21 protein-coding genes are annotated in these 24186 nt (G+C 60.5%); 13 read left to right on the forward strand and 8 right to left on the reverse strand.

From position 1 onward, the window contains the following. Window positions 1-34: 34 nt before the first annotated feature. The 4 genes from PSH66_RS10300 to PSH66_RS10315 all read left to right on the forward strand — a co-directional run bounded on the left by PSH66_RS10300 (window position 35) and on the right by PSH66_RS10315 (window position 4430). A complete protein-coding gene (locus PSH66_RS10300) occupies window positions 35-535 on the forward strand; it encodes an SRPBCC family protein (protein WP_078823929.1) in 501 nt (166 codons plus the stop codon). A gap of 87 nt (window positions 536-622) precedes the next feature. Continuing rightward, window positions 623-2980: a DNA polymerase II gene (locus tag PSH66_RS10305; protein ID WP_141064965.1), complete on the forward strand. Its 2358-nt coding sequence runs from the start codon at window positions 623-625 to the stop codon at window positions 2978-2980. 71 nt (window positions 2981-3051) lie between these two features. Next, on the forward strand, window positions 3052-3684 hold the full coding sequence (locus PSH66_RS10310; RefSeq protein WP_003172997.1) for a glutathione S-transferase N-terminal domain-containing protein: 633 nt from the start codon (window positions 3052-3054) through the stop codon (window positions 3682-3684). A 164-nt stretch (window positions 3685-3848) separates the two neighbouring features. Beyond that, window positions 3849-4430 (forward strand): DUF4174 domain-containing protein, encoded by a 582-nt coding sequence (locus PSH66_RS10315; RefSeq protein WP_042944439.1) that lies wholly within the window; start codon window positions 3849-3851, stop codon window positions 4428-4430. A 99-nt stretch (window positions 4431-4529) separates the two neighbouring features. On the opposite strand, the gene PSH66_RS10320 is transcribed toward PSH66_RS10315, so the two are convergent. The 5 genes from PSH66_RS10320 to PSH66_RS10340 all read right to left on the reverse strand — a co-directional run bounded on the left by PSH66_RS10320 (window position 4530) and on the right by PSH66_RS10340 (window position 11025). Further along, complete coding sequence (locus tag PSH66_RS10320) at window positions 4530-5990, reverse strand: mannose-1-phosphate guanylyltransferase/mannose-6-phosphate isomerase (RefSeq protein ID WP_305428975.1); 1461 nt, start codon at window positions 5988-5990, stop codon at window positions 4530-4532. Window positions 5991-6123: 133 nt separating this feature from the next. Then, a complete protein-coding gene (locus tag PSH66_RS10325; RefSeq protein WP_305428977.1) occupies window positions 6124-8610 on the reverse strand; it encodes a TonB-dependent receptor in 2487 nt (828 codons plus the stop codon). Window positions 8611-8714: 104 nt separating this feature from the next. Then, a complete protein-coding gene (locus tag PSH66_RS10330) occupies window positions 8715-9665 on the reverse strand; it encodes a FecR domain-containing protein (RefSeq protein ID WP_305428978.1) in 951 nt (316 codons plus the stop codon). Continuing rightward, a complete protein-coding gene (locus PSH66_RS10335; RefSeq protein ID WP_003173005.1) occupies window positions 9652-10167 on the reverse strand; it encodes a sigma-70 family RNA polymerase sigma factor in 516 nt (171 codons plus the stop codon). Before PSH66_RS10335 ends, PSH66_RS10330 begins: the two co-directional genes overlap by 14 nt. A 177-nt stretch (window positions 10168-10344) precedes the next feature. Next, entirely contained in the window at window positions 10345-11025 is a 681-nt protein-coding gene (locus tag PSH66_RS10340) for a DJ-1/PfpI family protein (protein ID WP_305428979.1), read from the reverse strand. 90 nt (window positions 11026-11115) lie between these two features. Between PSH66_RS10340 and PSH66_RS10345 the strand changes: the two genes are divergently transcribed. Then, window positions 11116-12084 carry a GlxA family transcriptional regulator gene (locus PSH66_RS10345; protein ID WP_305428981.1) on the forward strand — a complete coding sequence of 323 codons (969 nt, stop codon included), beginning with the start codon at window positions 11116-11118 and terminating at the stop codon, window positions 12082-12084. Here PSH66_RS10345 and PSH66_RS10350 read toward each other — a convergent pair. The 3 genes from PSH66_RS10350 to PSH66_RS10360 are packed head-to-tail and all read right to left on the reverse strand — an operon-like array spanning window position 12054 to window position 15578. Next, window positions 12054-12941 carry an alpha/beta fold hydrolase gene (locus PSH66_RS10350; RefSeq protein ID WP_305429599.1) on the reverse strand — a complete coding sequence of 296 codons (888 nt, stop codon included), beginning with the start codon at window positions 12939-12941 and terminating at the stop codon, window positions 12054-12056. The two genes, PSH66_RS10345 and PSH66_RS10350, sit on opposite strands and share 31 nt — an antisense overlap. Window positions 12942-12958: 17 nt before the next feature. Continuing rightward, window positions 12959-14785 carry a glycoside hydrolase family 15 protein gene (locus PSH66_RS10355; protein ID WP_305428983.1) on the reverse strand — a complete coding sequence of 609 codons (1827 nt, stop codon included), beginning with the start codon at window positions 14783-14785 and terminating at the stop codon, window positions 12959-12961. Then, complete coding sequence (locus tag PSH66_RS10360) at window positions 14778-15578, reverse strand: glucose 1-dehydrogenase (protein ID WP_003173010.1); 801 nt, start codon at window positions 15576-15578, stop codon at window positions 14778-14780. Before PSH66_RS10360 ends, PSH66_RS10355 begins: the two co-directional genes overlap by 8 nt. Window positions 15579-15882: 304 nt before the next feature. On the opposite strand from PSH66_RS10360, the gene PSH66_RS10365 reads away from it, so the two are divergent. The 8 genes from PSH66_RS10365 (at window position 15883) to PSH66_RS10400 (ending at window position 23714) form a co-directional block, all read left to right on the forward strand. After that, on the forward strand, window positions 15883-17769 hold the full coding sequence (locus PSH66_RS10365; protein ID WP_305428985.1) for an HAD-IA family hydrolase: 1887 nt from the start codon (window positions 15883-15885) through the stop codon (window positions 17767-17769). Beyond that, on the forward strand, window positions 17766-18494 hold the full coding sequence (locus PSH66_RS10370) for a sulfotransferase family protein (RefSeq protein WP_003173012.1): 729 nt from the start codon (window positions 17766-17768) through the stop codon (window positions 18492-18494). Before PSH66_RS10365 ends, PSH66_RS10370 begins: the two co-directional genes overlap by 4 nt. A gap of 9 nt (window positions 18495-18503) precedes the next feature. Continuing rightward, the gene (locus PSH66_RS10375; protein WP_003173013.1) at window positions 18504-19229 is read left to right on the forward strand and encodes an SDR family NAD(P)-dependent oxidoreductase; all 726 of its coding nucleotides are present in this window, start codon (window positions 18504-18506) and stop codon (window positions 19227-19229) included. Beyond that, window positions 19226-20371 carry a hypothetical protein gene (locus PSH66_RS10380; RefSeq protein ID WP_305428986.1) on the forward strand — a complete coding sequence of 382 codons (1146 nt, stop codon included), beginning with the start codon at window positions 19226-19228 and terminating at the stop codon, window positions 20369-20371. The genes PSH66_RS10375 and PSH66_RS10380 overlap by 4 nt, the downstream gene beginning before the upstream one ends. Then, window positions 20371-21141 carry a bifunctional 2-polyprenyl-6-hydroxyphenol methylase/3-demethylubiquinol 3-O-methyltransferase UbiG gene (locus PSH66_RS10385; RefSeq protein ID WP_305428987.1) on the forward strand — a complete coding sequence of 257 codons (771 nt, stop codon included), beginning with the start codon at window positions 20371-20373 and terminating at the stop codon, window positions 21139-21141. Before PSH66_RS10380 ends, PSH66_RS10385 begins: the two co-directional genes overlap by 1 nt. Window positions 21142-21151: 10 nt before the next feature. Next, window positions 21152-22381 carry a nitrate/nitrite transporter gene (locus PSH66_RS10390; protein ID WP_078823946.1) on the forward strand — a complete coding sequence of 410 codons (1230 nt, stop codon included), beginning with the start codon at window positions 21152-21154 and terminating at the stop codon, window positions 22379-22381. Further along, entirely contained in the window at window positions 22374-22982 is a 609-nt protein-coding gene (gene cysC, locus PSH66_RS10395) for an adenylyl-sulfate kinase (protein ID WP_003173017.1), read from the forward strand. The genes PSH66_RS10390 and cysC overlap by 8 nt, the downstream gene beginning before the upstream one ends. A 96-nt stretch (window positions 22983-23078) precedes the next feature. After that, complete coding sequence (locus PSH66_RS10400) at window positions 23079-23714, forward strand: CGNR zinc finger domain-containing protein (protein WP_141064973.1); 636 nt, start codon at window positions 23079-23081, stop codon at window positions 23712-23714. The last annotated feature ends 472 nt before the right edge of the window (window positions 23715-24186 follow it).

The raw sequence follows: 24186 nt of genomic DNA on the forward strand, positions 1-24186 counted from the left end.
TGATGTCGCCTACTGTCAATGAAGGAGGTGACTTATGCACGTATCAGATCGCATAGAGCGAAAGGTTCTTCTGCTCAACGCAACACGTAAACAGGTCTGGGAAGCGCTGACGGACGCCGAGCAATTCGGCGCATGGTTTGGTATTGCCCTCAAGGGCAAAACCTTCCGCGCCGGCGAAACCATTGAAGCGCAGATTACTTATCCGGGCTACGAACATGTGGTCTGGAAGGCAAGGATCGAACGCATCCTGCCGCAAACACTGTTTTCTTTCCGGTGGCACCCCTTCGCAGTAAAAGAGAACATCGACTATGACAAGGAAAAGCCGACTCTGGTTGAGTTCATCATTGAAGATCGTGCCCCTGGCATTTTGCTACGGGTCGTTGAGTCTGGTTTTGATGAGGTGCCCGAGGCACGGCGTAAAAAGGCTTTCAATATGAACTCCCGTGGTTGGGATGAACAAATGGGCAACATTGAAACCTACCTGGCTGATTCGCACTCAAAACCTGGGCCTCATCATCAGCCCAGTGACTTATAACGCTCAATCACAGAACCATTCCTTTCCGCCCCGCGTCCCGCACCGCGTAGAATCATCGCCTGAAAGCGATTCCTGAGGTGCGGTACGGTGGATTTACAGCAGGGTTTTGTCCTGACCCGGCATTGGCGCGACACGTCGGCGGGTACCGAGGTCAGTTTCTGGCTGGCCACCGACCAAGGGCCGCGCTACGTCCGCCTACCGGTGCAGACCTCGGTGATGTTTATTCCCGAGGCCCATCGCAAGCCGCTCGATTGGCTGCTCAAGGGTGAGCGCGATATCGAGTTGCGCCCGCTGCAATTATGCGATTTCCATCACCGTCCGGTGCTTGGACTCTATACCCGCCAACACCGCCAGTTGATGGACGTGGAGAAACGCCTGCGCGCGGCCGGGGTCGACGTTTACGAAGCCGATGTACGCCCGCCGGAGCGCTACATGATGGAGCGCTTCATCACCGCCCCGGTGTGGTTCGGCGGCACGCTCGACGCCACGGGCACCCTGTGCGACGCCCAGATGAAACCCGCGCCCGACTACCGTCCACCGCTCAAACTGGTGTCTCTGGACATTGAAACCACCGCCCAGGGCGATCTGTACTCTATCGCTCTGGAAGGCTGCGGCGAACGCCAGGTGTACATGCTCGGCCCGCCGAACAAAACCGACGCGGTGGATTTCAAGCTCGACTACTGCGACACCCGCGCCCAACTGCTCGAACGCCTCAACGCATGGCTCGTCACCCACGATCCCGACGCCATTATCGGTTGGAACGTGGTGCAGTTCGACCTGCGCGTGCTCCACGAGCACGCCCAGCGTCTCAACGTCCCGCTGATGCTCGGCCGCGGCGACGAGCCCATGGCCTGGCGCGAACACGGCAGTCGCAACCATTACTTTGCGGCAGCAGCCGGGCGTTTGATCATCGACGGTATCGAGGCGCTGCGTTCAGCCACTTGGAGCTTTGAATCCTTCAGTCTGGAAAACGTCGCGCAAACCTTGCTGGGCGAAGGTAAGGACATCTCCACGCCGTACCAGCGCATGGACGAAATCAACCGCATGTTCGCCGAGGACAAGCCCGCCCTGGCGCGCTACAACCTTAAGGACTGTGAACTCGTCACGCGGATCTTCGAAAAGACCGACTTGCTCAAGTTCCTGCTCGAACGCGCCAGCGTCACCGGACTGCCGGTGGACCGTAACGGTGGCTCCGTCGCTGCGTTTACTCATCTGTATATGCCGCTGATGCACCGCCAGGGCTTCGTCGCCCCCAACCTGGGGGACAAGCCGCCCCAAGCCAGCCCCGGCGGTTTTGTCATGGATTCACGCCCCGGCCTTTACGAATCGGTGCTGGTACTCGACTACAAAAGTCTCTACCCGTCGATCATCCGCAGTTTCCTGATCGACCCCGTCGGCCTGATCGAGGGGCTCAAGCACCCGGATGACAGTGAGTCGGTGGAAGGTTTTCGTGGCGCGCGCTTTTCCCGCACGCGCCACTGCCTGCCGTCCATTGTCGCGCGCGTCTCCGAAGGCCGCGAAGTGGCCAAGCGCGAGCACAACGCGCCGTTGTCTCAGGCGCTAAAAATCATCATGAATGCCTTTTACGGTGTACTCGGCTCCAGCGGCTGCCGCTTCTTCGATACGCGGTTGGCGTCGTCGATCACGATGCGCGGCCACCAGATCATGCGCCAGACCCGCGAACTGGTTGAAGCCCAGGGCTATGAAGTGATCTACGGCGACACCGACTCCACCTTCGTCTGGCTCGGCAGCGCCCATTCCCAGGAGGACGCCAGCCGCATCGGCCAGGCATTGGTGCTGCACGTCAATGAGTGGTGGCGCGAGCATCTGCGCAGCGCGTTCGGCCTGCAAAGTGCCTTGGAACTGCAATACGAAACCCACTTCACGCGCTTTCTCATGCCCACTATTCGCGGCGCGCAAGAGGGCAGCAAAAAACGCTACGCCGGCCTGGTCACCCGTGCCGACGGCAGCGAAGACATGGTCTACAAAGGCCTGGAAACCGTGCGCAGCGACTGGTCGCCCCTGGCTCGTCGGTTCCAGCAGGAACTCTACCAGCGCGTCTTCCACCGCCAGCCTCATCAGGACTATATCCGCGACTACGTACGGCGAACCCTGAGCGGCGAATTCGATGAGCTGCTGATCTACCGCAAGCGTCTGCGCCGCCAGCTGGATGACTATGAGCGCAACGTGCCGCCTCACGTACGCGCCGCGCGCGTGGCCGATGAATACAACGACCACCTGGGCCGCCCGCGCCAGTATCAGCGCGGCGGCTGGATCCGTTACGTGATCAGCGTCAACGGTCCCGAACCGTTGGAGCTGCGCCAGTCGCCGATCGACTACGACCACTATGTCACCCGTCAATTGCAGCCGGTGGCCGACGCGATCCTGCCGTTTGTGAATGACGATTTTGGCACGTTGGTCGGCGGTCAAATGGGCTTGTTCTAGAACGCTTGCCTCGTTGAGCCCCGGCAATGCATTGTTGTCATCCGATGACGATTACCTGGGAGGAACACGCCATGTACACACTCTACGGCACCGACGAATCCGGCTCGTGCATGATCGAAATCGCCCTGCAGCGTTGCGCCGTGCCATGGCACCGGGTGGACGCCAGTTCCTGGCAGGACGGCGAGGGCAGTGATGCCCTGGCGCGGATCAATCCGCTCAAACAGATCCCTACGCTGGTCACCCCTGATGGTCAGGTGCTGACAGAAAGCGCGGCGATCCTGATCCACCTGGGCCTGGAGTTTCCTTCTTCGGATCTATTGAACGGCAACCGCGCGCAGATCCTGCGTGGGTTGGTGTACATCGCCGCCAATTGCTACTCGGCGATCGGCATCATCGACTACCCGCAGCGTTGGCTCGACAGTGGCAACGAAACGCTGCAGGCGCAGTTGGTCACAGGCACGCGTCGTTACCTTCATCAAGCCTGGGTGATTTTCGCCGATCAGTTCGCCGGGCAATTGTTTGCCTCGAGTGGCCAGCCGAATGCCCTGGGCATCATGGCGGCAGCGGTGTCACGCTGGGATGAAGCACGGGAGGCATTGAGCGCTCTGGCGCCAGGCTTTGCGCAAACACTGGCGCAGGTGGATGCAGACCCCATCGTGGCGCCTGTGTTTGCCCGTCATTGGCCGCAGTGGAATGTCTCGTAATGTTTGTGCAATCAGATGAAACAATGAACCTCGTCGCTTCAACCCCCTTGCTTAGCGGGCGTCGTGACCTACGCTTTCTTGAAGTGGTGTAGGAATCATCCTTGAATTTGAGTGTCGCAGACATGAAACTCAAGAACCCTGCATGGAATTCAAAGGAGGTGCGCATGCTCATCCGGTCGCTGACCCTGGCTACCTTGATGGCTTTTACGGGGCCGCTGTTGGCTGCTGATGATAATCCGCTCAAGCAGGACCTGGGCAAGGCCCGGCCCCTGATAGTGGTAGAGCTTGACGCCGGTAACCCCACGTTGTCGACGCTGAAGAAACAGCTGGACGAGCCTGCAACCAAGCAGCCCTTCGAAGAGCGCAGCATGGTGCTCTACACCGTGAAGTTCGGCAGCATCGGAGCGGAGGGGGAGAAGTTCGCAAAGGATCCCAAAGACAACAAAAAGCTCTCGCCACCGGAAACCAACGCGCTGATCCGCGCCCTCAAACTTGGCGTCGGCAGCGGTACCAAGGTGATTCTGGTGGGCAAGGATGGCGAGAAGAAACTCGAGAAGACCGTGCCACCTGACAGTCTCGACCTGAAGGAGTTCTTCAACGCCATCGATCAGATGCCGATGGCTGAAAAAGAAGCCGCTGCCGCTGCGGAACCCGCGCCCGTCGAGCCTGCTCCGGCCAAGGGTACGAAACCCGTCAAGCCGGCCAAGCCAGGCAGTAAACCGGCACCGCAACCACTGGACGACTGACGACGCATGATCGCGCGACTTTTTTCGGCGAGTAACGGGCCGTCGACGTTTGTCGAGTCAGGGTAATGTCAGCACAGGGGGCGCAGTCCAGTGCGCCTGTCATTCTGTTACCTCGGCGGGTGCGCGATCGTACAGATCATCGAATCGCACGATGTCGTCTTCGCCCAGGTACTCACCGCTCTGCACCTCAATTATCACCAGGTCGATGATGCCGGGGTTGGTCAGCCGGTGTTTGTGCCCGGCCGGGATGTAGGTGGACTCGTTGGCGTTGATCAACAATTCACGCTCGCCGTTGGTGATCTGCGCCGCGCCGCTGACCACTACCCAGTGTTCGCTGCGGTGGCGATGCATCTGCAGCGACAACGACGCCTGGGGCTTGACCACGATGCGCTTGATCTTGAAACAGCTGCCTTCCTCCAGCACGGTATAGCTACCCCACGGCCGCGTGACGGTGCGATGCAGGCTGTATGCCGGATGGTGCTGACGCTTGAGCTCGGCGACGATATAGCGCACATCCTGGCTGCGGTGGGCATCGGCGATCAGCAGCGCGTCGGGCGTGTCGACGATGATCAGGTCGCGCAGGCCCACCGCGCCGACTACCCGCTCGGGCGAGTCGATGTAGCAATCGTGCACGTCATGCAGAATCGCTTCGCCGTTGACCTGGTTGCCTTGGGCATCGCTGGGCGCGAGTCGGCGCAGGGCTTCCCATGAGCCTATATCGCTCCAGCCGATGTCGCAGGGCACCACGGCCACTTGGCTGGACTGCTCCATCAGCGCCACATCGATGGAAATATCCGGCGCGCCGGCGAAGGCGTCCGCGTCCAGTTCACGCTGGCGCAACGTTTGGTTTTGCAGGCTATGGCCGTGCGCAAGCGAAGCGCGGCTGGCTTGGAGCACATCGGGTGCATGGGCGGCCAGTTCGTTCAGCAGGGTGCTGGCCTTGAAGCAGAACATCCCCGCGTTCCACAGGTGTTTACCGCCATCAAGGTAGCCTTGGGCGGTGGCCAGGTCGGGTTTCTCGACGAAGCGTTTGACCCGGTTGCCGTGGCTCAGTTTTTCGCCTTGTTCGATATAGCCAAAGCCGATTTCGGGGTAGTCGGGTCGGATGCCGAAGGTCACCAGGTAACCGGCCTCGGCGAGGTCGCGGGCCTGTGCCACAGCCTCGGCAAACGCCACCTCATTGAGGATCAAGTGGTCGGCGGGCATCACCAGCAACTGCGTGTCGCCGCCGACGTGTTCCTGCACATGCAGGGCCGCCACGGCGATGGCTGCCGCGGTGTTGCGACCAAACGGCTCCAGCAGAAGGTCCAGGGGCAGGTGGGTGTTGTTCACGCTGCGGTAGTCGTCGAGGGTGCGAAACAGCAGGTCGCGGTTGGTCACCGTGAGCACGCTGTCCACCCCAGGCAATTTGGCGGCGCGCTGGAAGGTTTTTTGCAACAGGCTCTGGCCGTCACGCATGCGCATGAAGGGTTTGGGCATGTCCTGCCGCGACACCGGCCACAGCCGCGTGCCCGAACCACCGGAAATGATGCAGGGAATTAATCCGTTGAGAGGCGTCATCAATGATTTCCTTGGTGGAAAGGACGGCAGCCACCGTCATGTAGACGGTGCAAGTCGCCCCACACCGACCATTGGGAGATGCACGCCACGTCGTATTCGACACGTTCTGAAGGTTGACAGGCTGTTCTCTGGTTCAGAAGTCGCCTTTCAAGCTTACCGTGAGATTGCGCGGCTCTCCATAAAAGTTGCCCCAGGAGGCGGTGCCGACAGTGTTGTAGTAGGTTTTATCAAACAGGTTGTTGCCATTGAGCGCCACGGTCCAGGTGTCGTCGATGTGGTACGCCAGCCGTGTGTTCCAGGTCGCATAACCGGCCTGTTCAAGTTTGATGGTCTGCACGCGATAGTTGCTGCTCTGGGCGTTGACCCCGGCGCCCACGCTCCATTTCGACAGCGCGCCGTCGAGTTGGTAATCGCCCCACAGGCGCAGCATGTGGCGTGGCACATAGGTGTTGGAAACGCCGCCTTCCTTCGCCACGTCGATGTTATTCAGGGCCTTGGTCTGCGTGTAGGTGTAGCCGCCGAACAGTTGCATCCGCTCCAGCACTTCACCACTGATTTCGGCTTCCACGCCCTGGGCGCGCACTTTGCCCTTGTCGGTGTAGCAATAGCCATCGGCGGAGGTCGCGCATTGGGTGGTGTAGTCGGATTCGGCACCGTTTTTCTCCACGGCACGGAACAGCGCCAGGGAGCTGTTGAGGCGCCCGTCGAACCATTCGCCCTTGATGCCCAGCTCGTAGTTGTCGCCAATCTTCGGCTTGAGCGCCGCGCCGTCAACGGTAGCGTAGGAGCTTTGCGGCTGGAAGATATCGGCGTAGCTGGCATACACCGACAGGTGCTCGTCGAGGTCATAGATCAGCGCGGCAAACGGCGTCACTTCGCCGGTTTCGCGGGTGCGTGCATCCTGTACCGCCCATTCGCCCCAGGCCAGGTTGTTGGACTGGCGACGGTTTTCGTACCAGCTCACGCGGCTGCCCACGATCAGCATCAACGGCTCGGCCAGGCGCAGGCGCAACGTCGCATAGGTGCCGTACTGGGTTGCGGTTTCCTTGACCGTGCCGCCACGGTACATGTTCGGCCAGAAGCTGTTGTTGGGCGGTTCCGGAAAATGGTGATTGGGGTTATAGATGCTTTGGCGCGTGGGCAGGTTCTGGATCGCATACACGTCATCCTGGGTGCCCCGGCTGCCGTTGGCACCGAGGATCAGCTCGTGCTCAAGGCCGAAGGCTTCGAACTTGCCGTCCACATAGGCATCGAGGCCGAAGTCCTTGTGGTCGTAGTCCATCAGCGCCGCATAGGAATTGGCCGTGGGCGCCGGGTTGTCGTAGGCGATGGTGCCTTCGCTGGCGGCGTACTTGATGTCTTGCAGGTTGCGGCTGTGCACGGCCGCGACCTTGAGTTTCCAGTCGTCGTTGAACGCGTGGGTAAGGTCGGCGAAGACGGTGACGCGCTGGCTCTGCCAGTCGTTCCAGGATTGGCCCAGGCACGTGGAGCGGCTGAGCTTGGCGCTTTTGCCGTCAGCGTAGCGCGGCACGCCGCCCCAGCACGGGGTGGCGTCGACGTCTTCGTAGCTGGCGCCGACGCCCAGGGTAGTGTCGGGGCTGAGGTCGAAGTCCAGCGCGCCATAGAACGCCTGGTCCTGGCGCTTGGCAATGTCCATGTAGGAGCCGCGATGCTGCTGGCTGATCGCCGCGCGGCCACGCACCGTACCGCTGTCATTCAACGGGCCGCCGGTGTCGACGTCGGCGCGGTAGTTGTCCCAGGTCCCGGCGGACAGCGAAAGGCTGGTGGTGGGTTTGGCCTGGGGTCGCTTGCGCACGAAGTTCACCGCACCGCTGGCGGTACCGGCGCCCTTGAGCATACCGGCCGCGCCTTTGAGCACTTCCACCCGATCGTAGATCGCCATGTTGGCGCTGAAACTGTCGGCTTGTACGTAATCCTTGCCCATGTCGAGCGGTACGCCGTCGTACTGGTACTGGCCGAGCATCTTGAAACCACGGGAATAGAAATATTTGCCGCCCATGGGCGATTCGTAGGTGGTGATCCCCGGTGTGCGTTCCATCACGTCGTCGATGGTGGTGAGGTGTTGGTCGTCCATCAACTGGCGGGTCATCACGCTGACCGATTGCGGCGTTTCCCGCAGGCTGTGTTGGCCTTTGCCGATGGTTACAGCGCCCGTGGTGTAGGAACCAGTGCCGTCGGTGGTGGCACTCAGACGGTCGCCGGTGATGGTGGTGGCGCCCAGGTTCAGCGCGCCGGTGTCGGCCGGCTGTGGCACCAGCAGCCAGGTGTTATTGCCCTGGCGTTGGGCTTGCAGCCCCTGGCCGCGTAACAACTGGCCGAGTGCCTGCTCGCGGTCGAAGTGGCCACTGAGGCCGGCGCTGCTCTTGCCGGCGACGCTGGTAGCGTCGTACGACAGGCTGATCCCGGCCTGGCGGGCGAACTGGTCCAGCGCCGTGGCGAAGGCGCCGGCGGCGATGTTCCAGTCGCGGGCCTGGGTATCGCTGGCCGAGGTTTCGGCCTGCACGGCCAGTGACACACCGGCGCTGCTCAGGCAGGCGCCGAGCAAGGCTGCCTGCACCGCGCGCTTGAGGGGTGAACGTTGGGAGGGGAACGCTTGCATGACCGCAGGATGCTCCTTAAGGAAGTGGACAGAACCGGCCTGTTGATCGGCCTTTCCTTACAGGTCGAGCGGCAATGCGAATTCACCTCATTTATTTTTGTGTTTTATACGCGGGCTGAAACGGTCACCCAATAACGGCTGCGGAAGGTGACATCGACCTTGAGCGATTGCGCCAACAAGGTCAGCACTTGATCGGTGTCGTCCAACTGGTACGTACCTGATACCCGCAAGCCGGCAACCGCTTCGCTGCAGCGCAGCAAACCATGTCGGTAGCGGCCCAGTTCGGCGAGGAAGTCATCCAGGCGCATCTGCTGGGCGCTGATCACGCCGTCGCTCCAGGCCCAGGGGTCCAGGCCGTTGGCGACAGGAGGGTGGATGCCGTTGCGGTCGAACATCACCTGTTCACCGGGGTTGATCAACTGTCGCGCACTGGCGCCATGGCTATCGGCAAACAGCGCCACGCAGCCCTGTTGCACGGCAAGCAGCGTGCCTTGGGCGTCTTCGCGGACCAGGAAACGCGTGTCGAGGGCGCGCAGGTGGCCGTCGCGGGTGCTGACCCAGAACGGCCGGCTGTCGGCGCCGGTGTTCACGCATATTTCACCTTGGCGCAACCGCACCTGGCGCCGCTCTTGAGTGAACGCCATATCGATGGCGCTGGCGCTGTTGAGCTGGACATGGCTGCCATCGTCCAACGCGACCCAGCGTCGTTCACCGGTGGCGGTGCGGTAATCGGCCATCAATGCAGGCAGCGGTGTGTAGTCGCGTCCCAGCCAGGTCAACCCCGCCGCGCCGGCTACCAGCCCCAGCAGTTTCAAGCCTTCACGGCGGCTGATGCGTTGGCGCGCACCGCGCAGGGCATGGCGTCCGACTTGTGCCGGCAGCAGGGCGAAATCATCATTCATCGTCGCCACGCGTTGCCACACACGCTGGTGTTCGGCGCTGGTCTGCAGCCAATGTTCGAACGCCGCGGTACTGGCATCGTCGGCGACATTGAAACGCAGCGTGATCATCCACTCGATAGCCTGGTCCACCAGGCGCGGGTCAGAGGTCGACATAGCGCAACCGATAACAGGCATGCAGTGCCTTGGACAGATCGCGTTCCACCGTGGCTTTGGACACACCCACGCGCAGCGCGATCTGCGCGCAGGTTAAGCCGTCCAGTTGCGCCAGCAAAAAGGCTTCACGCACACGTGGCTTAAGCTGGTCGAGCAGGCGGTCGATACGCTCCAGGCTGTCGAGAATCAGCAAGCGGGTTTCTTCCGACGGCACTTCGACCTCGGGAAAGTGCGCAAGGCTTTCAAGGTAGGCGCGCTCCAGTTCACGGCGCCGGTAGTGGTCGATCATCAGGCTGCGCGCAATGCTGCTCAGGTAAGCACGCGGTTGCTGCAAGGTCTGCTGCTTGCGTGCGTTGAGCAGGCGTACGAAGGTTTCCTGTGCAAGGTCGGCGGCGTGTTCACGGCAACCGGTGCGTCGGTTCAGCCAGCCGCGCAGCCAGGAATGATGGGCATGGTACAGCTGGCCGATCGCGGCATGGTCCAGTGGGTGATCGCTCGACATGGGCATCCTGGCGCAGCAGTCTTAATTGATAATGTTTCGCATTCTAGTCCGTATGTAGAGTAATGAGCAATCGTCGGCACGGGTATCCCGAACGAACCACCTATTGAGCAAAATGGTCGCCTGGCACGTCGCATCGCAGTATGAATCTCCACGACGACTGCGACGCGAGGGGCTCGCTCATCCCAACCGAGCCGCCGCCCGGGCCGTGATCTCGCCCCGCACCCTGCGCGAGTCCACCACACGCTTTTTCGCCTCTGCCACTACCTGCTCCGGCGCTGTCTGCGGGCTACCTGCCTCAAACGGCGGTGCCGGCGCATATTCGATCTGCAACTGCACCAATTGCGCCGCCGCTTCACTGTACAACTCCGCCGCCAGCACCAGCGCGAAGTCGATCCCGGCGGTGATGCCGCCACCGGTAAACAGGTTACCGTCGCGCACCACGCGCTCCTGCACCGGGATGGCGCCAAGCGGGGCGAGCATGTCGTGGTAGGCCCAGTGAGTGGTTGCCTTGCGCCCGCGCAGCAAACCCGCCGCGCCGAGCACCAGCGAGCCGGTGCACACCGAGGTTACATAGCGTGCGGTCTGCGCCTGGGCCTTGAGGAAGTCCAGGGTCTGCGGGTCTTCCATCAACGCGCCGACGCCGGAACCGCCGGGCACGCAGAGCACATCCAGGTTCGGGCAGTCGGCATAGGTCATGGTCGGGGTAAACACCAACCCGGTGCTGGAAGTGACCGGCGCGAGGTCTCTCCATACCAGGTGCAACTTTACATCCGGCAGCGAGCCGAGCACGTCATAGGGGCCGGTCAGGTCCAGTTGCTGGATGCCGGGAAACAACACAAAGCCGATCTGCAAGGTCATCGATGATGCTCCGATAAAGGGGTGGACGGCTTCACTCTAGAGGCCTAGGCTTTGGCGAATACGCCATTGAGCCCACAAATTACGCCAATCATGCCCAGAATCGTCCACGTCCTCGCTTTCGATAATGCTCAGGTGCTCGATGTGACCGGGCCGTTGCAGGTCTTCGCTTCCGCCAACGACCTGGCACGCCAGCGCGGCTTGTCGTTGCCTTACGCCGTCTCGGTGATTGCGGCGCAGACGGAACCGGTAATGACCTCCGCCGGGCTGGCGCTGGTGGCTGAGCCGCTGCCGGCCGTCGATGCGCCGTGTGACACCCTGGTGATCGCCGGTGGCTGGGGCGTCTACGGAGCCGCCGAAGACCTGGCCCTGGTCGACTGGGTGCGCGAAAAAGCCCGGTACACCCGGCGCATGACGTCAGTGTGCACCGGTGCGTTTCTATTGGCCGCCAGCGGCATGCTTGACGGTTGCCGCGTGGCTACCCACTGGACGCGCTGTGAAGAACTGGCGCGCAAGTTTCCCGCGCTGACGGTGGAGCCCAATCCTATCTTTATCCAGCAGGGCGGCGTGTGGACCTCGGCCGGAGTGACCGCCGGCATCGACCTGTGTCTGGCGCTGGTGGAAGAGGATCTCGGTCGCGCCGTGGCTTTGGAAGTGGCGCGGCACCTGGTGGTGTTCCTCAAGCGTCCTGGCGGCCAGTCGCAATTCAGCGTCACGCTGTCCCTGCAAAAGAGCGACAGCCGCTTCGCCGAACTCCACGCGTGGATCGCCGAAAACCTCAACCTGGAGCTGAACATCGCGACGCTGGCCGCCCAGGCCGGCATGAGCGAGCGCAGCTTCGTACGCCATTACCGTGCCGAAACCGGGCAGACCCCGGCGCGCGCGGTCGAACTGATCCGCGTCGAAACCGCGCGCCGACAATTGGCCGACAGCCACACGCCAATCAAGCGCATTGCTGTGCAATGCGGTTTTGGCTGTGAAGAAACCCTGCGCCGCAGCTTTCTAAGAGCGTTGTCGGTGACGCCCCAGGCTTACCGCGAACGCTTTTCGCCGGTGTCGTAAGCGAGCAATTCCAGCAGTGCATCAAGCGTCGCTTGCGGCGCTTCCTGGGGCATATTGTGGCCCACGCCGGGCAGCACCTGGCGCCGGTAAAAACCACTGAAGTGCGCCAGGTCATCGTCCTCTTGCGACGGCGGGCCGACACCATCATCGGCACCGCACAAGGAAATGCTCGGCACCGAAATCGGCGGTTGTCTGGCGAGTTGTTCTTCGATGAACGCCAGCGCGGGATCGCCAGGCGCATACATGAAACGGTGGCGATAGGAGTGAACCACCACCTCGACAAAATCCGGGTTGTCGAACGACGGCGCGGTCTGCTCATACAGCCCCGGCCCCTCGGCCCAGGATGGCGACCACAACGACCACAGCAGCCTGCACAGTTCGCGACGGTTGGCGGTCAAGCCGTCCACGCCACGCTGGGTGTGGAAGTAATACTGGTACCACAACCGATGTTCCGTCTCCGGCGGCCTTGGCTTGAGCGACTTGGCAATGTCCTGGATGTTGTAGCCGTCCCCGGTCACCAGGCCGCGCACGCGTTCCGGCCATAGCGCGGCGACGATACACGCGGCGCGCCCACCCCAGTCATAGCCGGCCAACGTCGCTTGCGCGATGGCCAACTCATCCATGAAGTCCAACAAGTCCTTGGCCAGCGCCGCCTGTTGTCCGGAGCGCATCACCTGGTCGTCGATAAACCGTGTTGGCCCATAACCGCGCAGGTAGGGCAACAGTACGCGGTAGCCGCGCTCGCCGAGCACTGGCGCAATCGCGTCGTAGCCGCGAGGGTCGTAGGGAAAGCCATGCAGCAGAATCACCGGTTCACCGTCGGCGGGGCCATGGGTTTCGTAGGCGATGTCGAGCATGGACGTTCGTACGTTTCTCAGGGTTGCCACACGGTTTTCTCCCCACTCAATTTGCGATCCAGAAACGTCGCCGCACTGATCAACGCCAAATGGCTCAACGCTTGTGGCGTATTGCCCAGGTGCCGCGCCTGGCTGTCGAACTCTTCGGCATACAAGCCTAAAGGGTTGGCATAGCGCAACAGTTGCTCGAACTCCAGGTGAGCTTTGTCCACCTGCCCGGCGCGTGCCAGGCATTCGACGTACCAGAACGAGCAGGCGGCAAACGCGCCTTCGGTGCCTTGCAGGCCGTCGATCCGGCTGTCGTCGTTGCGGTAACGGTAGACCATGCCGTCGCGTACCAGGCTTTTCTGAATAGCCTCCAGCGTACTCAGCCAGCGTGGGTCGGTGGCCGCGACGAAGCGCACCAGTGGCATCAGCAGCATCGAACCGTCGAGCGCGGTGCTGCCGATGTGCTGCACGAAATGCCCGCGTTCTTCGTTCCAGAAGTTGCTCCAGATGTCGGTATAGATCGCCTGGCGTGTCTGGTCCCAGCGGGCGAAGGGCGCCGGCAGCGAGCGTTTGGAGGCCAGGCGGATCGCGCGGTCCAGGGCCACCCAGCACATCAGTCGCGAATGCAGGAAGTGATGCTGCTCGCCGCGCATTTCCCAGATGCCCACGTCCTGGCTGTCCCAGATCCCGCAGACCTGATCGACCACGTCCACCACATGTGCCCAGCCTTCGTGGGAGATGGCCTCGCCGTACTTATTGACCAGGTACACCGCGTCCATCAACTCGCCGTAGATATCCAGCTGGATTTGCTCGACCGCCTCATTACCGATGCGCACCGGCCTGGCGTCGCCGTGGCCGCTGAGATGGTCCAGGTGGGTCTCGGGTAACTCCTGGCGACCGTCGATGCCATAGAGGATATTGATCTTGACCGGTTGGCCGCAGCAGTCACTGACCCGGCCTCTGAGCCAGCGCATATAGGCATTGGCCTCCTCGACAAAGCCCAGGCGCATGAAGGCGTAGACGGTGAACGACGCGTCGCGGATCCAGGTGTAACGGTAATCCCAGTTGCGTTCGCCGGCAGGAGTTTCCGGCAGGCCGAAGGTGGCGGCGGCGATGATTGCGCCGTGTTTGCGCGAGGTGAGTAACTTCAGCGCCAGGGCCGAACGGTTGACCATTTCACGCCAGCGCCCGCGGTAGTTCGACTGGGCGATCCAGCCACGCCAGAACTTCAAGGTGTGGGCCAGCGCGAGGTCGGTACAGCCGCTGTCGACGCGTTCGTCCGCCTGGCCGCCGAGTACGAACTCGGCGCCTTCATCCTGGGCCAGGGTGAAGGTGGCCACGGCGGCATTGTCTTCGATGTGCAGCGCATGGCTGCCGGCCAGGCGCAAGCCGGGTTGGCCCTGGGCGGTGAACGTCACCGTGCCGTTATCGACGGTGGCGTGGGTCGGTTTGCGTGCATAGTCATGGCGTACCGCGCAGCGCAGGTGCAGGTTGGCCGTGCCGCTGACCACGCGCACGCGGCGAATCAACAAGGGCAGGTCGTCGACTTCTTCGCTGATGGTCAGCAGGTCGGTGATTTCCACCACGGCTTCGTCGCTGAGCCAGCGGGTTTGCAACACGTTGGTGTCAGGCAGGTAGATCTGTTCGCGGCGCGCGTTGGGCAGGTCCGGAGTAAGCTGGAAGGTGCCGGCATCGGGGGTGTCCAATAGGGCGCAAAAGATCGATGGACTGTCGAATTCCGGCCAGCAAAAAAAGTCGATGCTCCCTTTATCGTTCACCAGCGCCGCGCTGCGCATATCGCCGATGATGCCGTGGGCGTCAATGGCACTTTGGGGTTCGTTCCTGAGATCAACCATTGTCACGAAACTCCGGATAAAGGCTCATGCCGCCGTCGATGAACAGCGTGCTGCCGACGACGTAATCGGAGGCGTCGCTGGCCAGCCACACCACGGCGTTGGCCACGTCCTCCACGTCACCGACGCGGCCATAGGGAATCAGCTTCAGCAATGCCTGTTCGGCCGCGCCTTCGGTGGCGGCGCGGTTGATCGCCGTGCGAATTGCCCCCGGCGCGATGCCGTTGATACGGATGCGGTGCTCGCTGACCTCCTGGGCGAGGGTGCGCATCAGCATCTCCACGCCGCCTTTTGACGCCGCGTAATTCACATGCCCGGCCCAGGGGATCAGTTGGTGCACCGAGCTCATATGGATGATCTTGCCGGCGGCCCGTGACACGCCGTCACGAATCCCCTGGCGATTGAAGATACGCACGGCCGCCCGGGCGCATAGGAACTGGCCGGTGAGGTTGACGCCGATCACGCTGTTCCAGTCGTCCAGGGTCATGTCGACCAGCGCCGCATCCTTTTGCATGCCGGAGTTGGCCACCAGGATATCCAAGTGGCCAAACGCATCCAGGGTCTGGGCGAACAGCCGTTCCACATCCGCCTCGTTGGACACGTCGGCGCCAATGGCAATCGCTCGGCCGCCGTTGGCATTGATGTGTGCCGCCAGGTCCTGGGCCGGCGCGGCCTGGCTGTTGTAGTTCAGCACTACCGCAGCGCCCGCTTGCGCCAGCGCTTTGGCCGCGCCAGCGCCGATTCCGGAACTGGCGCCCGTCACCAGCGCCACTTGTTGCTCCAGCGAAATGTGCATTGCCACCTGACCTTGAATTCGTGAGTTCAGCTCAGCTGACTGATGGCGCGCAATAGAAGTTCACCCATGTGAAATTCGCGACTACAACCATAGCGATAAAAGGAATAAAAGAATTATAAAAAATAACCATAAGATACTAAAAAACCGCTGAAAAGCGTTTGACAGGATTTTTTGCCACGTGTCTTATAGGCACACATCAACCCGCTCCGCTGGTAGTTCAGCAGTCACGCGGAGTCACCTATAAGAGACGCCTATGTCTATATTGGCAGCTATAGGGGAACTACCAGGGCAGGGGGCAACGCGGTTGCCCAAGTTGGTTATCTTCGATTGTGATGGTGTATTAGTCCAAAGTGAAGAAATTACCCTGTCTGTATTGATCTCCTTGCTTAATGCACGTGTACCTGCCAGCAAAGCACTCGATCAGGCTTATTTTATTGAGCACTTTCGTGGGCGAAAGATTGCGGACTGTCTGCGCGAAGCCGAGCAGTTATTGGATATGTGTCTGGAGTGTCAGTTTGAAGATGAGTTTCGGGCGCGTGCGCTGGAAGCATTGACACTTGAGTTGAAAGCCACCGATGGAATCATTGATGTCTTGCAGCGGCTGCAGGTGCCGTATTGTGTGGCCTCCAGCGCGCCACGAAACAAGATAGAGCAATGTTTGCAGCTGACCGGTTTGTTCTCTTATTTCGAGGGGCGAATATTCAGTTGTTATGAGTTGGGGCGTTGGAAACCTGACCCTCTGGTGTTTTTAACGGCGTGTGCTGCATATAACGTTAAGCCATATGACGCCCTGGTAGTTGAAGACAGTGTCACGGGTATTCAAGCCGCTGTTGCGGCCGGCATAAAAGTTCTGGGGTTTGGCCCGGTGCACCGTCACGATGTATTGGCCGACGCGGGCGCAGTTGTGTTTGCCAGTATGCATGAACTACTGAGCATCATTGAACAGTTCACTCAAGGAGCAGGCGTTGTGGGTACATTGGGTTATATGGAGCGGCTTAAACATAATGATCAATCTTGCGAAGTGTGGTGGGATTCATCGCCTGTTATATACGCGCCCTATAAAAAATACCTGTTGGAAAAATACCCGGCGGCCGTTGCCCATATCGAGCAATTGATGCCGGACGACTTTGCGCAGCCCGGCGGGTTCGCCAGCGTAACCACCAACCCACGGTTGGTCGCTGCCGTGATCCTGGAAAAGCGCGACTACTGGTCCTCGCGTTTCAACCTGGCCAGCCTGTCGGCCGCTCAATTGCGCAAGAAGCTGTATGACGAAGTGATCGTTGAAGGCGCCGCGACGCTCATGCCGCGATGGGTTCAATCGGCCCAGGCCGAGGGCTGGGTCTGCGCCCAGGTCGACCCTGGGGACGTGCATTGCTGCGAACGCATGACTGCGCGGGGCCTGGAGCTGCAGCGCCTGGCCGCGAATGTGATGGTAAAGGTGCCAGGCAGCCTGGAGGGCTTCGAGGCTGTCGAACAACTGGTCGCCCAAGGCACGTCGATCAACATCACCTTTTGCTTTACCGTCACGCAATTCCAGGCCGGGCTCCAGGCGATAGAGCGAGGCCTGGCCACCGCGCGCGGCAAGGGAATCGATACGAGCCGTTGTAAATATGTCATCACCTTCATGATCGGGCGTTTTTCCTGTCAGCCCGAGTTCTCGCTGCAGGCCGCAGAGCGCGGCCTGATATTGAGCCCGCAAGCGATGCGCTGGGCCGAATTACTGATCTACGAGCAGATACAAAGTCTGGTGGGCGCCTCGAACGTGCCCGTCAAGACGCTGCTTTCCAGCATAAAAATCGACGTCGACGAGCGTGGCAACAAATCCTGCTGGCACCTGGAGAAAACCGGGCGGACGGCAACATGCTACACGTTGACACCCGATGTGGTGGAGTTTCTGATCGAGCGTGAAAGCCACGGCAAACCGGTGGTTCCCGCCAATGAGCCGGCTTCGGTGCCGTCGTCGATCTTCGCCACGCTGATGCGGATTCCGTACTTCTGCGAGGCGTACTTCGCCGACAGCATCGAACCCTACGACTTCGGCAATCATGAGGCGTTTATCAACGCCTGCAATGAAGCCAACAGCGCGTACCGGCGCCTGACCGATTACTGCGTTCGACTCTGCCCTGCGACCAGCCCCCTAAAAATGGCGTTCAACACCCTTCTGGCTGCTGAATACGGGGTGTTGGCATGAACAGAATGATCGGTTTATGGGCACATCCACGCTCGCGCTCCACCGTGCTGGAACGGGTGTTTATCGAACGCGGCGACTTTGAGGTCTTCCACGAGCCTTTTGCGCATATGGCGTTCCGTGAAGACTCGGCGATTCCGTCGGATGAGTGGGATCACAGTTTGCCCACCACCTATCAAGGGATAAGGCAGCATCTTATAAAGGCCAAGGAACAGGCCAACGTCTTTCATAAAGACATGTGCTATCACTGCCTTGATGCATTGAAAGTGGATGTGGACTTCCTGGCGCAACAGGACAACATCTTTATTATTCGCGAGCCTGCCAGCAGTATTGTTTCCCATCACCGTATACACCCGGACATGCCCCTGCAGGCGATTGGGCATAAAGCCTTGTACGAGATCTTTTGTGTGGTGACCAAACTCACCGGCAAAGTGCCTTACGTGATGAATGCAGATGAACTTGCCGCCGATCCGGAACGCGTTATTCGCAAGTTGTGTGATTACCTGCAGATCGAATTCCTGCCCCACGCCATGACGTGGAAACGCGAGTGCCCGCCGCAATGGAAAACCTGGAGAAGTTGGCACGTGGCCGCGGAAAACAGTGAGCGCATTGTGTTGCCGCAGCCTCAGTCTGTCGACTTCAGTGCATTCGACCGCGCGCCGGAACTGCAACGTATGTATGACTTTCATCGGCCGTTTTACGCGCGAATGAACGAATTTTGTCAATAGGGTGGGTGCATGAAAAAGTTAATTATTACCGGCGCTGCCAATGGCATTGGTCGGGCAACGGTGGAACAGGCCATCCAACAAGGCTACTTCGTGATTGGCGCCGACAAAGATGCGGATGGCTTATACGCATTGCAACGACTGTATGGCGCGGATGTATTGGAAGTGCACGTCGCAGACTTTTCGGACAGTGCGACCCTCAAGGGTTTTATTGCCATGCTCTACGAACGTCACGCGACGATTTACGGATTGATCAATAACGCCGGTATTTACCATGGCAAAAGTATCTACCACTATTGTGATGATGAAATCGACGAGATCCTCAATGTAAACCTCAAGGCGCTGGTCTACCTCTCCAAAGACTTCGCCGAACGGGAGATGCGTCACGAAGCCCCGCGCAGCATCGTCAATATCGCCTCGGTGGCCGGGGAGGTGGGCAGCTGCGACGCGATGTATGGCGCCACCAAGGCGGCGGTGATCGGCCTGACCAAGGCCAACGCGTGGAATTTTGCACCGTTCGTGCGGGTGAACGCAGTGTCGCCGGCGCTGATCCACGACACCGCCATCTACGACACCATCCCCGAATACCGCCGTGCGGAATATGCGCGCCAGGAAATTCTCAAGGACCCGATCCTGCCCGGCGCGGTCGCCGAGGTGATTTTGCTGCTGGCCGGTGAGGCCATGCGTCATATCAGCGGCAGAGTGATTCCGGTCGACAACGGAGCCTACCCACGATGACTGCGTCGGCACCCAAGAAAAAACTGCTGCTGGTGGGCGCGGGCAACCTGTGCCTGCAGATCCTGAAGATCCTCGGGCCAAAAAATGCGTTCGAGTTTGTGGTGCTCGGTCGTAATGAAGAGGCGACCTTACGCCTGTGCAACCTGGTCCGGTTGTCGTGTGCGCAGTTGGGGCACTACATCGCGATCAAGCCCGTGATCGCCGACCTTACCGATATCGACAGGGTCACGCGGCTGCTGCGTGAAGAAGCGCCGGACCTGCTGGTGAACTGCGCGTCGCTGCAGTCGTGGCGGGTGATCACCGGCTTGCCCAAACAGTCCTTCGAGCAACTTGATCAGGCGCAGTTCGGTCCCTGGCTGCCCATGCACCTGACGCTCATGCACGGCCTGATGCAAGCCGTGAAGGCCTCGGGCATCGCAGCCAGAACCGTCAATGCGGCGTTCCCCGATGCCGTCAACCCGATACTGGCCAGGGTGGGGCTGGCGCCGGATATCGGCGTGGGCAACGTAGCCAACCTGATCCCGGCGCTGCGTTTTTCCCTCGCGCGACTGCTGGAGTGTGCACCCGACGATGTGCAGGTGCAGTTGTATGCCCAGCATTACTTCAGCCACTACGTGCCACGCGGCGGTTTGCCTGGACGCGCCAATTACCGCTTGTTGTATGAGGTTCGCGACCGTCCGGACGTGGCACGCCTGCCGGCCGAGGTGATCTTTGCCACGGTCAAGACCGCGTTCCGGCGCCTGGGCGGCATCGATGGGCAATTTCTCACAGCCTGTTCGGCGGTCACGGTGATCGAAGGGCTGGTTTCACCCACGCCGGTGCTGGTGCATGCCCCCGGCCCGTTGGGGCTGCCGGGTGGGTATCCGGTGTGGCTGCACGATGGGCGCATTGAGGTGCAGTTCTCGCACGCCTGTCCGCAGGACGAGGCCGTGCGCATCAATACCATCTGCCAAAGCCAGGATGGCATCGACGAAATCCATTGCGATGGATCGGTGAGCTACAACCCTCAGTGCATGGCCGTGATGCAGGCGATGCTCGGCTACTCGAAAAAAACCATGTCCATCGAACAATCCGCCGACTGTGCTCGCGAGTTGGCGAGCAAGTACGCGGCTTTCAAAAATACAACTGGGGTAGGTGCGTGATGAATCGGATGTCGTGGCACAAGCACAACGAAGTCGCCAGTTACGCGACGCAATATTCGGCCGACTTCGTCGAGCGCTGGGATGACTTGATCGATTGGGAAAAAAGAAAGGCGGGGGAGAACGGTTTCTTTGAAAACCTGCTGAAGCGGCACGGCGTGAAGTCGGTGATTGACGTGTCGACGGGCAGCGGTTTTCACGCGGTGCAACTCAAGCAGGCGGGGTTCGATGTGGTCGCCACGGACGGCAGCAGCACGATGCTGACCAAGGCCCGCGCGAACTTCAGGGCGCGAGGGCTGGATATCGAATCGCACTACATGGACTGGCAGACCCTCGACCCCAGCGTGTTGGGGCACTTCGATGCCGTGGTGTGCCTGGGCAGTTCGCTGTGCCATGTGTTTGCGGCGCGTGACCGAATCAGTGTGCTGGAAAAATTTCGCGCGCTGCTCAAGCCGGGCGGCTTGCTGATTGTCGATCAACGCAACTTCTTTGCCATTCGCGCGGGCAAGTTCAAGTCCAGCGGCAATTACTACTACTGCGGCAAACAGGCGTCGGTCAGCCTGGGGCAAGTGGATCAGTCGCTGTGCGAATTCATCTATTCCTTCGACAACCAGGAACAGTACTGCTTGCAGGTCTATCCGCTGCTACCCGGGGAGCTGACCACAGAAGTGCTTGAATCCGGGTTTTCATCCCATGAAACCTACGGCGATTTCGAGCGCGACTACGACATGATGGATTGTGATTTTGTCATCCACACCGCACGCGCCATATGAGGAGGGCCTGATGAGCACACTGGTACACAGCAGCACCCGCCCGTTGGACAGTGTCGTACTGGCCGTGGTCCTGACCGGCTTCGTGGCCAGCACCTATGGCTTTGGCGTCTACCTGTTCGCCAACCTGGTGGTGGATATGCGCCGCGACATCGGCTTCGACTACACCACCGTGGGCTTGATCACCGGCGGGGCGCAAGTCGGCTTCCTGCTGTTTTCGTCGGTGACCAGCGTGATCAGCCGCTATGTCGAAGGCTGGAAAATCAGCCTGGTGTCCACCGTGATCACCTCGCTGGCGCTGTTGGGCCTGAGTGTCAGCCAGAGTATCTGGCTGTCCGGCGGCCTGTTGATTCTGCTTGGAGGCTGCTCGGCCTCGGTGTATATCCCGCTGGCGGAGATCGTCACCAAGGGCTTCAGCCCCGGTAACCGATCGCGGGTCATGGGGCTGATCTCCAGCGGCACCAGCTACGGCGTGTTTATCAACGGCTTGCTGGTGTCGTTTCTTACCCTGAACGGCGGCTGGCGTTCGATATGGCTGACGGCCGGCCTGATTTCTGTGGTGTTGTGCGTGATGGCCTGGTTGCTGTTGCGCAATCTGGCGGCGGGAGGGGAGGGCGAGGTCGCCGCTGAGCGTTTGTCGTCTGCCAAGCGCCCCGTGCCCTGGCTGAGCCGCTCGCTGTACCTGACCTGGGCGATTGCATTCCTCAATGGCATGGCGTTACTGCCATTCCAGACCTACCTGGCGCCGTATCTGCGCGATGAGCTGGGCGTGTCGGTGCGGGATGCCGGGTTTATCTGGACGACCATCGGCGCGGTGGGCATGGCTTCGGGGTTTCTGGTGGGGTGGATTGCCGACAAGGTCGGCGTGCGGGTCTCGTTGGCCATGTGTTTTTTGAGTGCGGGGCTGGCCTCGGCCCTGGTGTTCAGTTTCAACAGCATCGCGTTGTTCTACCTGGCGGCGTTGTTGTTTGCGCTGGCGTTTTATCCGGTGTTCGGGTTGGTCCCCAGTTATATCGGGCAAATCGTGCCGGTCAGCCGGCTGACCCAGGCCTTTGGCATAGCCAATGTGCTGATCGGCTTGGGGGGCGTGTGCGGCAATTTTCTGGGGGGGCTTTCCAAGGACGTTACCGGGTCGTTCTCGACAGTCTATTGGGTGGTGGCGCTGTTGCTGTTTGCGCAATGCGTGATGGTCTTCATGCTGGGTAACCCCTCCGTTGCGGCGCGGGAGAGCGATCATGAGTGATGTTGTACAGCGTCAAAACCCTGATCTGCATGCGTTTGCGTTCAGTCACCGCGAGCGTTTGCGCATCGGGCAACAGCCCAGGGTCATCTGGCTGACGGGGCTTTCCGCGTCCGGCAAATCAACCATTGCCGATGCGTTGGACAGTGCGCTGCAAGCGCGAGGACACGTGACCTGCATTATCGACGGCGACTCGGTGCGTGGCGGGCTCTGTCGCGACTTGGGATTCAGCGATCGGGACCGGGAGGAGAACATCCGTCGGGTCGCGGAGGTCGCGCGCTTGATGCTTGAGGCGGGGCTGATGGTGATCGTGGCGTTGATCTCTCCTTCGGCGGCCTGTCGGCATCACGCGCGCTCGATTGTGGGCCATGAATATTTTGTCGAAGTGCACGTGGATGTCTCGTTGGAAATCGCTGAACAACGTGACCCCAAGGGACTGTATAAAAAAGCCCGGGCCGGGCAGATCAAGCACTTCACCGGGATCGACTCGATTTATGAGGTGCCGGTCTGTCCGGACGTACACCTGAACACCCAGGCGCTGTCCGTAGCGCAGTCTGTCGAGGCTATTCTTGAACGGGCTCTGCGCGCCGACGATCACGCCTAGCCGTTGGTCTTTGCGTTTTTTATCCCAGTGTCTGCAACCAGGAAAAACACGGTACTCTGCGCCATCGCAGCACTAGCGTGTTTATCAGGAGCAGGCATGACGCATTTTACCGGCACTGCAAAGTCGATTCGGCTGATTGGTGGAACCCGCGTGCTGGACTTCATCAATACGACGAATGGCCGTCGGCCCGGCTCCTCGCTCAAGGTCATGGAGGAGCGGCTCACCAGTTTCCAGTTCTTCTTTGAGTGGGCGCTGCATGCCTCTTTGATTTGCGCCCGGGAGTTCGAGGCATACAAACCCATGGTGTTTGAAGCGTCGATGTCGTACCAGCCGGACCTGGAGGCGCTGATTGCATTCAGGGAATGTTTGTATACGGCGTTCTATCCGTTGTCCCTGGGCCAGGTTGCGCCTGATCAGGCCTTGCAGCAGATCAACCTGACGTTCCAGCAAGGCGTCGCCTGGCGCGTATTGCGCTCGGTGGACGGCGTGCCGGGTTGGGCCTGGAAAAGCTGCGCCAGTAGCCGTGAACTGACCGCGATGTTGATCGGCCGCCTGGCCATCGAGGCAACGCAACTGTTGGTATCCGGCAATCTTCGCGAACTCAAGAGCTGCACCGCCACCGACTGCGACTGGCTGTTCCTGGATAGCTCCAAGAACAAATTGCGCAAGTGGTGCCAGATGAGCGTGTGCGGCAGTCGGGAGAAGTTGAGCCGTCTTAAGCAGGTGCTTTGATTTCGATACCGCTGGCGAGGTCGATAGCAGGCAATTGCTCGACTTGAATAGGACTGAGGAAACGCGCTGCGTTCGCTGCGATTTCTTATCTGTTTCCTACGTTCCCGGCACGTACTGATTGCAAGATCAGGAACCGATTCCGACAGATGGGCCACACAAGGGGAAAGCTGATGGCTTTCGACTTCTGGTTGACGCTACCGGCTGAAAATCGTCCCCTTCGATGGAGAAACCTATGTCGGTCCCGATGCTAGATAAAACCCTCAACCCTTCTTCAACCCCAACCCCATCACGAACCGCTGCCACGTCCGAGGCCAAGGTCGCTCGCCCGATGCCTTCCGCGCTCTCCTTCAACAGCCACAGCGCTGCTGACGTCAATTTTCGATTCAGGGAAACCCAGGGTGGTCCGGTCTTCGGCAATTATCAGCCGTCAACCGAGCGGCACTATCGCCCTTGCCACCCCGGTTATCAGGGC

This window comes from Pseudomonas sp. FP597 (assembly GCF_030687435.1).
Classification (GTDB): domain Bacteria; phylum Pseudomonadota; class Gammaproteobacteria; order Pseudomonadales; family Pseudomonadaceae; genus Aquipseudomonas; species Aquipseudomonas lactucae.

What these genes read in the sequence shown, in the direction of transcription:
- PSH66_RS10320 (WP_305428975.1), bottom strand. Translation starts at nt 5,990, where the DNA reads ATGACGCCTCTCAACGGATTAATTCCCTGCATCATTTCCGGTGGTTCG.
- PSH66_RS10325 (WP_305428977.1), bottom strand. Translation starts at nt 8,610, where the DNA reads ATGCAAGCGTTCCCCTCCCAACGTTCACCCCTCAAGCGCGCGGTGCAG.
- PSH66_RS10300 (WP_078823929.1), top strand. Translation starts at nt 35, where the DNA reads ATGCACGTATCAGATCGCATAGAGCGAAAGGTTCTTCTGCTCAACGCA.
- PSH66_RS10375 (WP_003173013.1), top strand. Translation starts at nt 18,504, where the DNA reads ATGAAAAAGTTAATTATTACCGGCGCTGCCAATGGCATTGGTCGGGCA.
- PSH66_RS10330 (WP_305428978.1), bottom strand. Translation starts at nt 9,665, where the DNA reads ATGTCGACCTCTGACCCGCGCCTGGTGGACCAGGCTATCGAGTGGATG.
- PSH66_RS10400 (WP_141064973.1), top strand. Translation starts at nt 23,079, where the DNA reads ATGACGCATTTTACCGGCACTGCAAAGTCGATTCGGCTGATTGGTGGA.
- PSH66_RS10360 (WP_003173010.1), bottom strand. Translation starts at nt 15,578, where the DNA reads ATGCACATTTCGCTGGAGCAACAAGTGGCGCTGGTGACGGGCGCCAGT.
- PSH66_RS10335 (WP_003173005.1), bottom strand. Translation starts at nt 10,167, where the DNA reads ATGTCGAGCGATCACCCACTGGACCATGCCGCGATCGGCCAGCTGTAC.
- PSH66_RS10370 (WP_003173012.1), top strand. Translation starts at nt 17,766, where the DNA reads ATGAACAGAATGATCGGTTTATGGGCACATCCACGCTCGCGCTCCACC.
- PSH66_RS10390 (WP_078823946.1), top strand. Translation starts at nt 21,152, where the DNA reads ATGAGCACACTGGTACACAGCAGCACCCGCCCGTTGGACAGTGTCGTA.
- cysC (WP_003173017.1), top strand. Translation starts at nt 22,374, where the DNA reads ATGAGTGATGTTGTACAGCGTCAAAACCCTGATCTGCATGCGTTTGCG.
- PSH66_RS10380 (WP_305428986.1), top strand. Translation starts at nt 19,226, where the DNA reads ATGACTGCGTCGGCACCCAAGAAAAAACTGCTGCTGGTGGGCGCGGGC.
- PSH66_RS10385 (WP_305428987.1), top strand. Translation starts at nt 20,371, where the DNA reads ATGAATCGGATGTCGTGGCACAAGCACAACGAAGTCGCCAGTTACGCG.
- PSH66_RS10345 (WP_305428981.1), top strand. Translation starts at nt 11,116, where the DNA reads ATGCCCAGAATCGTCCACGTCCTCGCTTTCGATAATGCTCAGGTGCTC.
- PSH66_RS10310 (WP_003172997.1), top strand. Translation starts at nt 3,052, where the DNA reads ATGTACACACTCTACGGCACCGACGAATCCGGCTCGTGCATGATCGAA.
- PSH66_RS10315 (WP_042944439.1), top strand. Translation starts at nt 3,849, where the DNA reads ATGCTCATCCGGTCGCTGACCCTGGCTACCTTGATGGCTTTTACGGGG.
- PSH66_RS10355 (WP_305428983.1), bottom strand. Translation starts at nt 14,785, where the DNA reads ATGGTTGATCTCAGGAACGAACCCCAAAGTGCCATTGACGCCCACGGC.
- PSH66_RS10340 (WP_305428979.1), bottom strand. Translation starts at nt 11,025, where the DNA reads ATGACCTTGCAGATCGGCTTTGTGTTGTTTCCCGGCATCCAGCAACTG.
- PSH66_RS10350 (WP_305429599.1), bottom strand. Translation starts at nt 12,941, where the DNA reads ATGCTCGACATCGCCTACGAAACCCATGGCCCCGCCGACGGTGAACCG.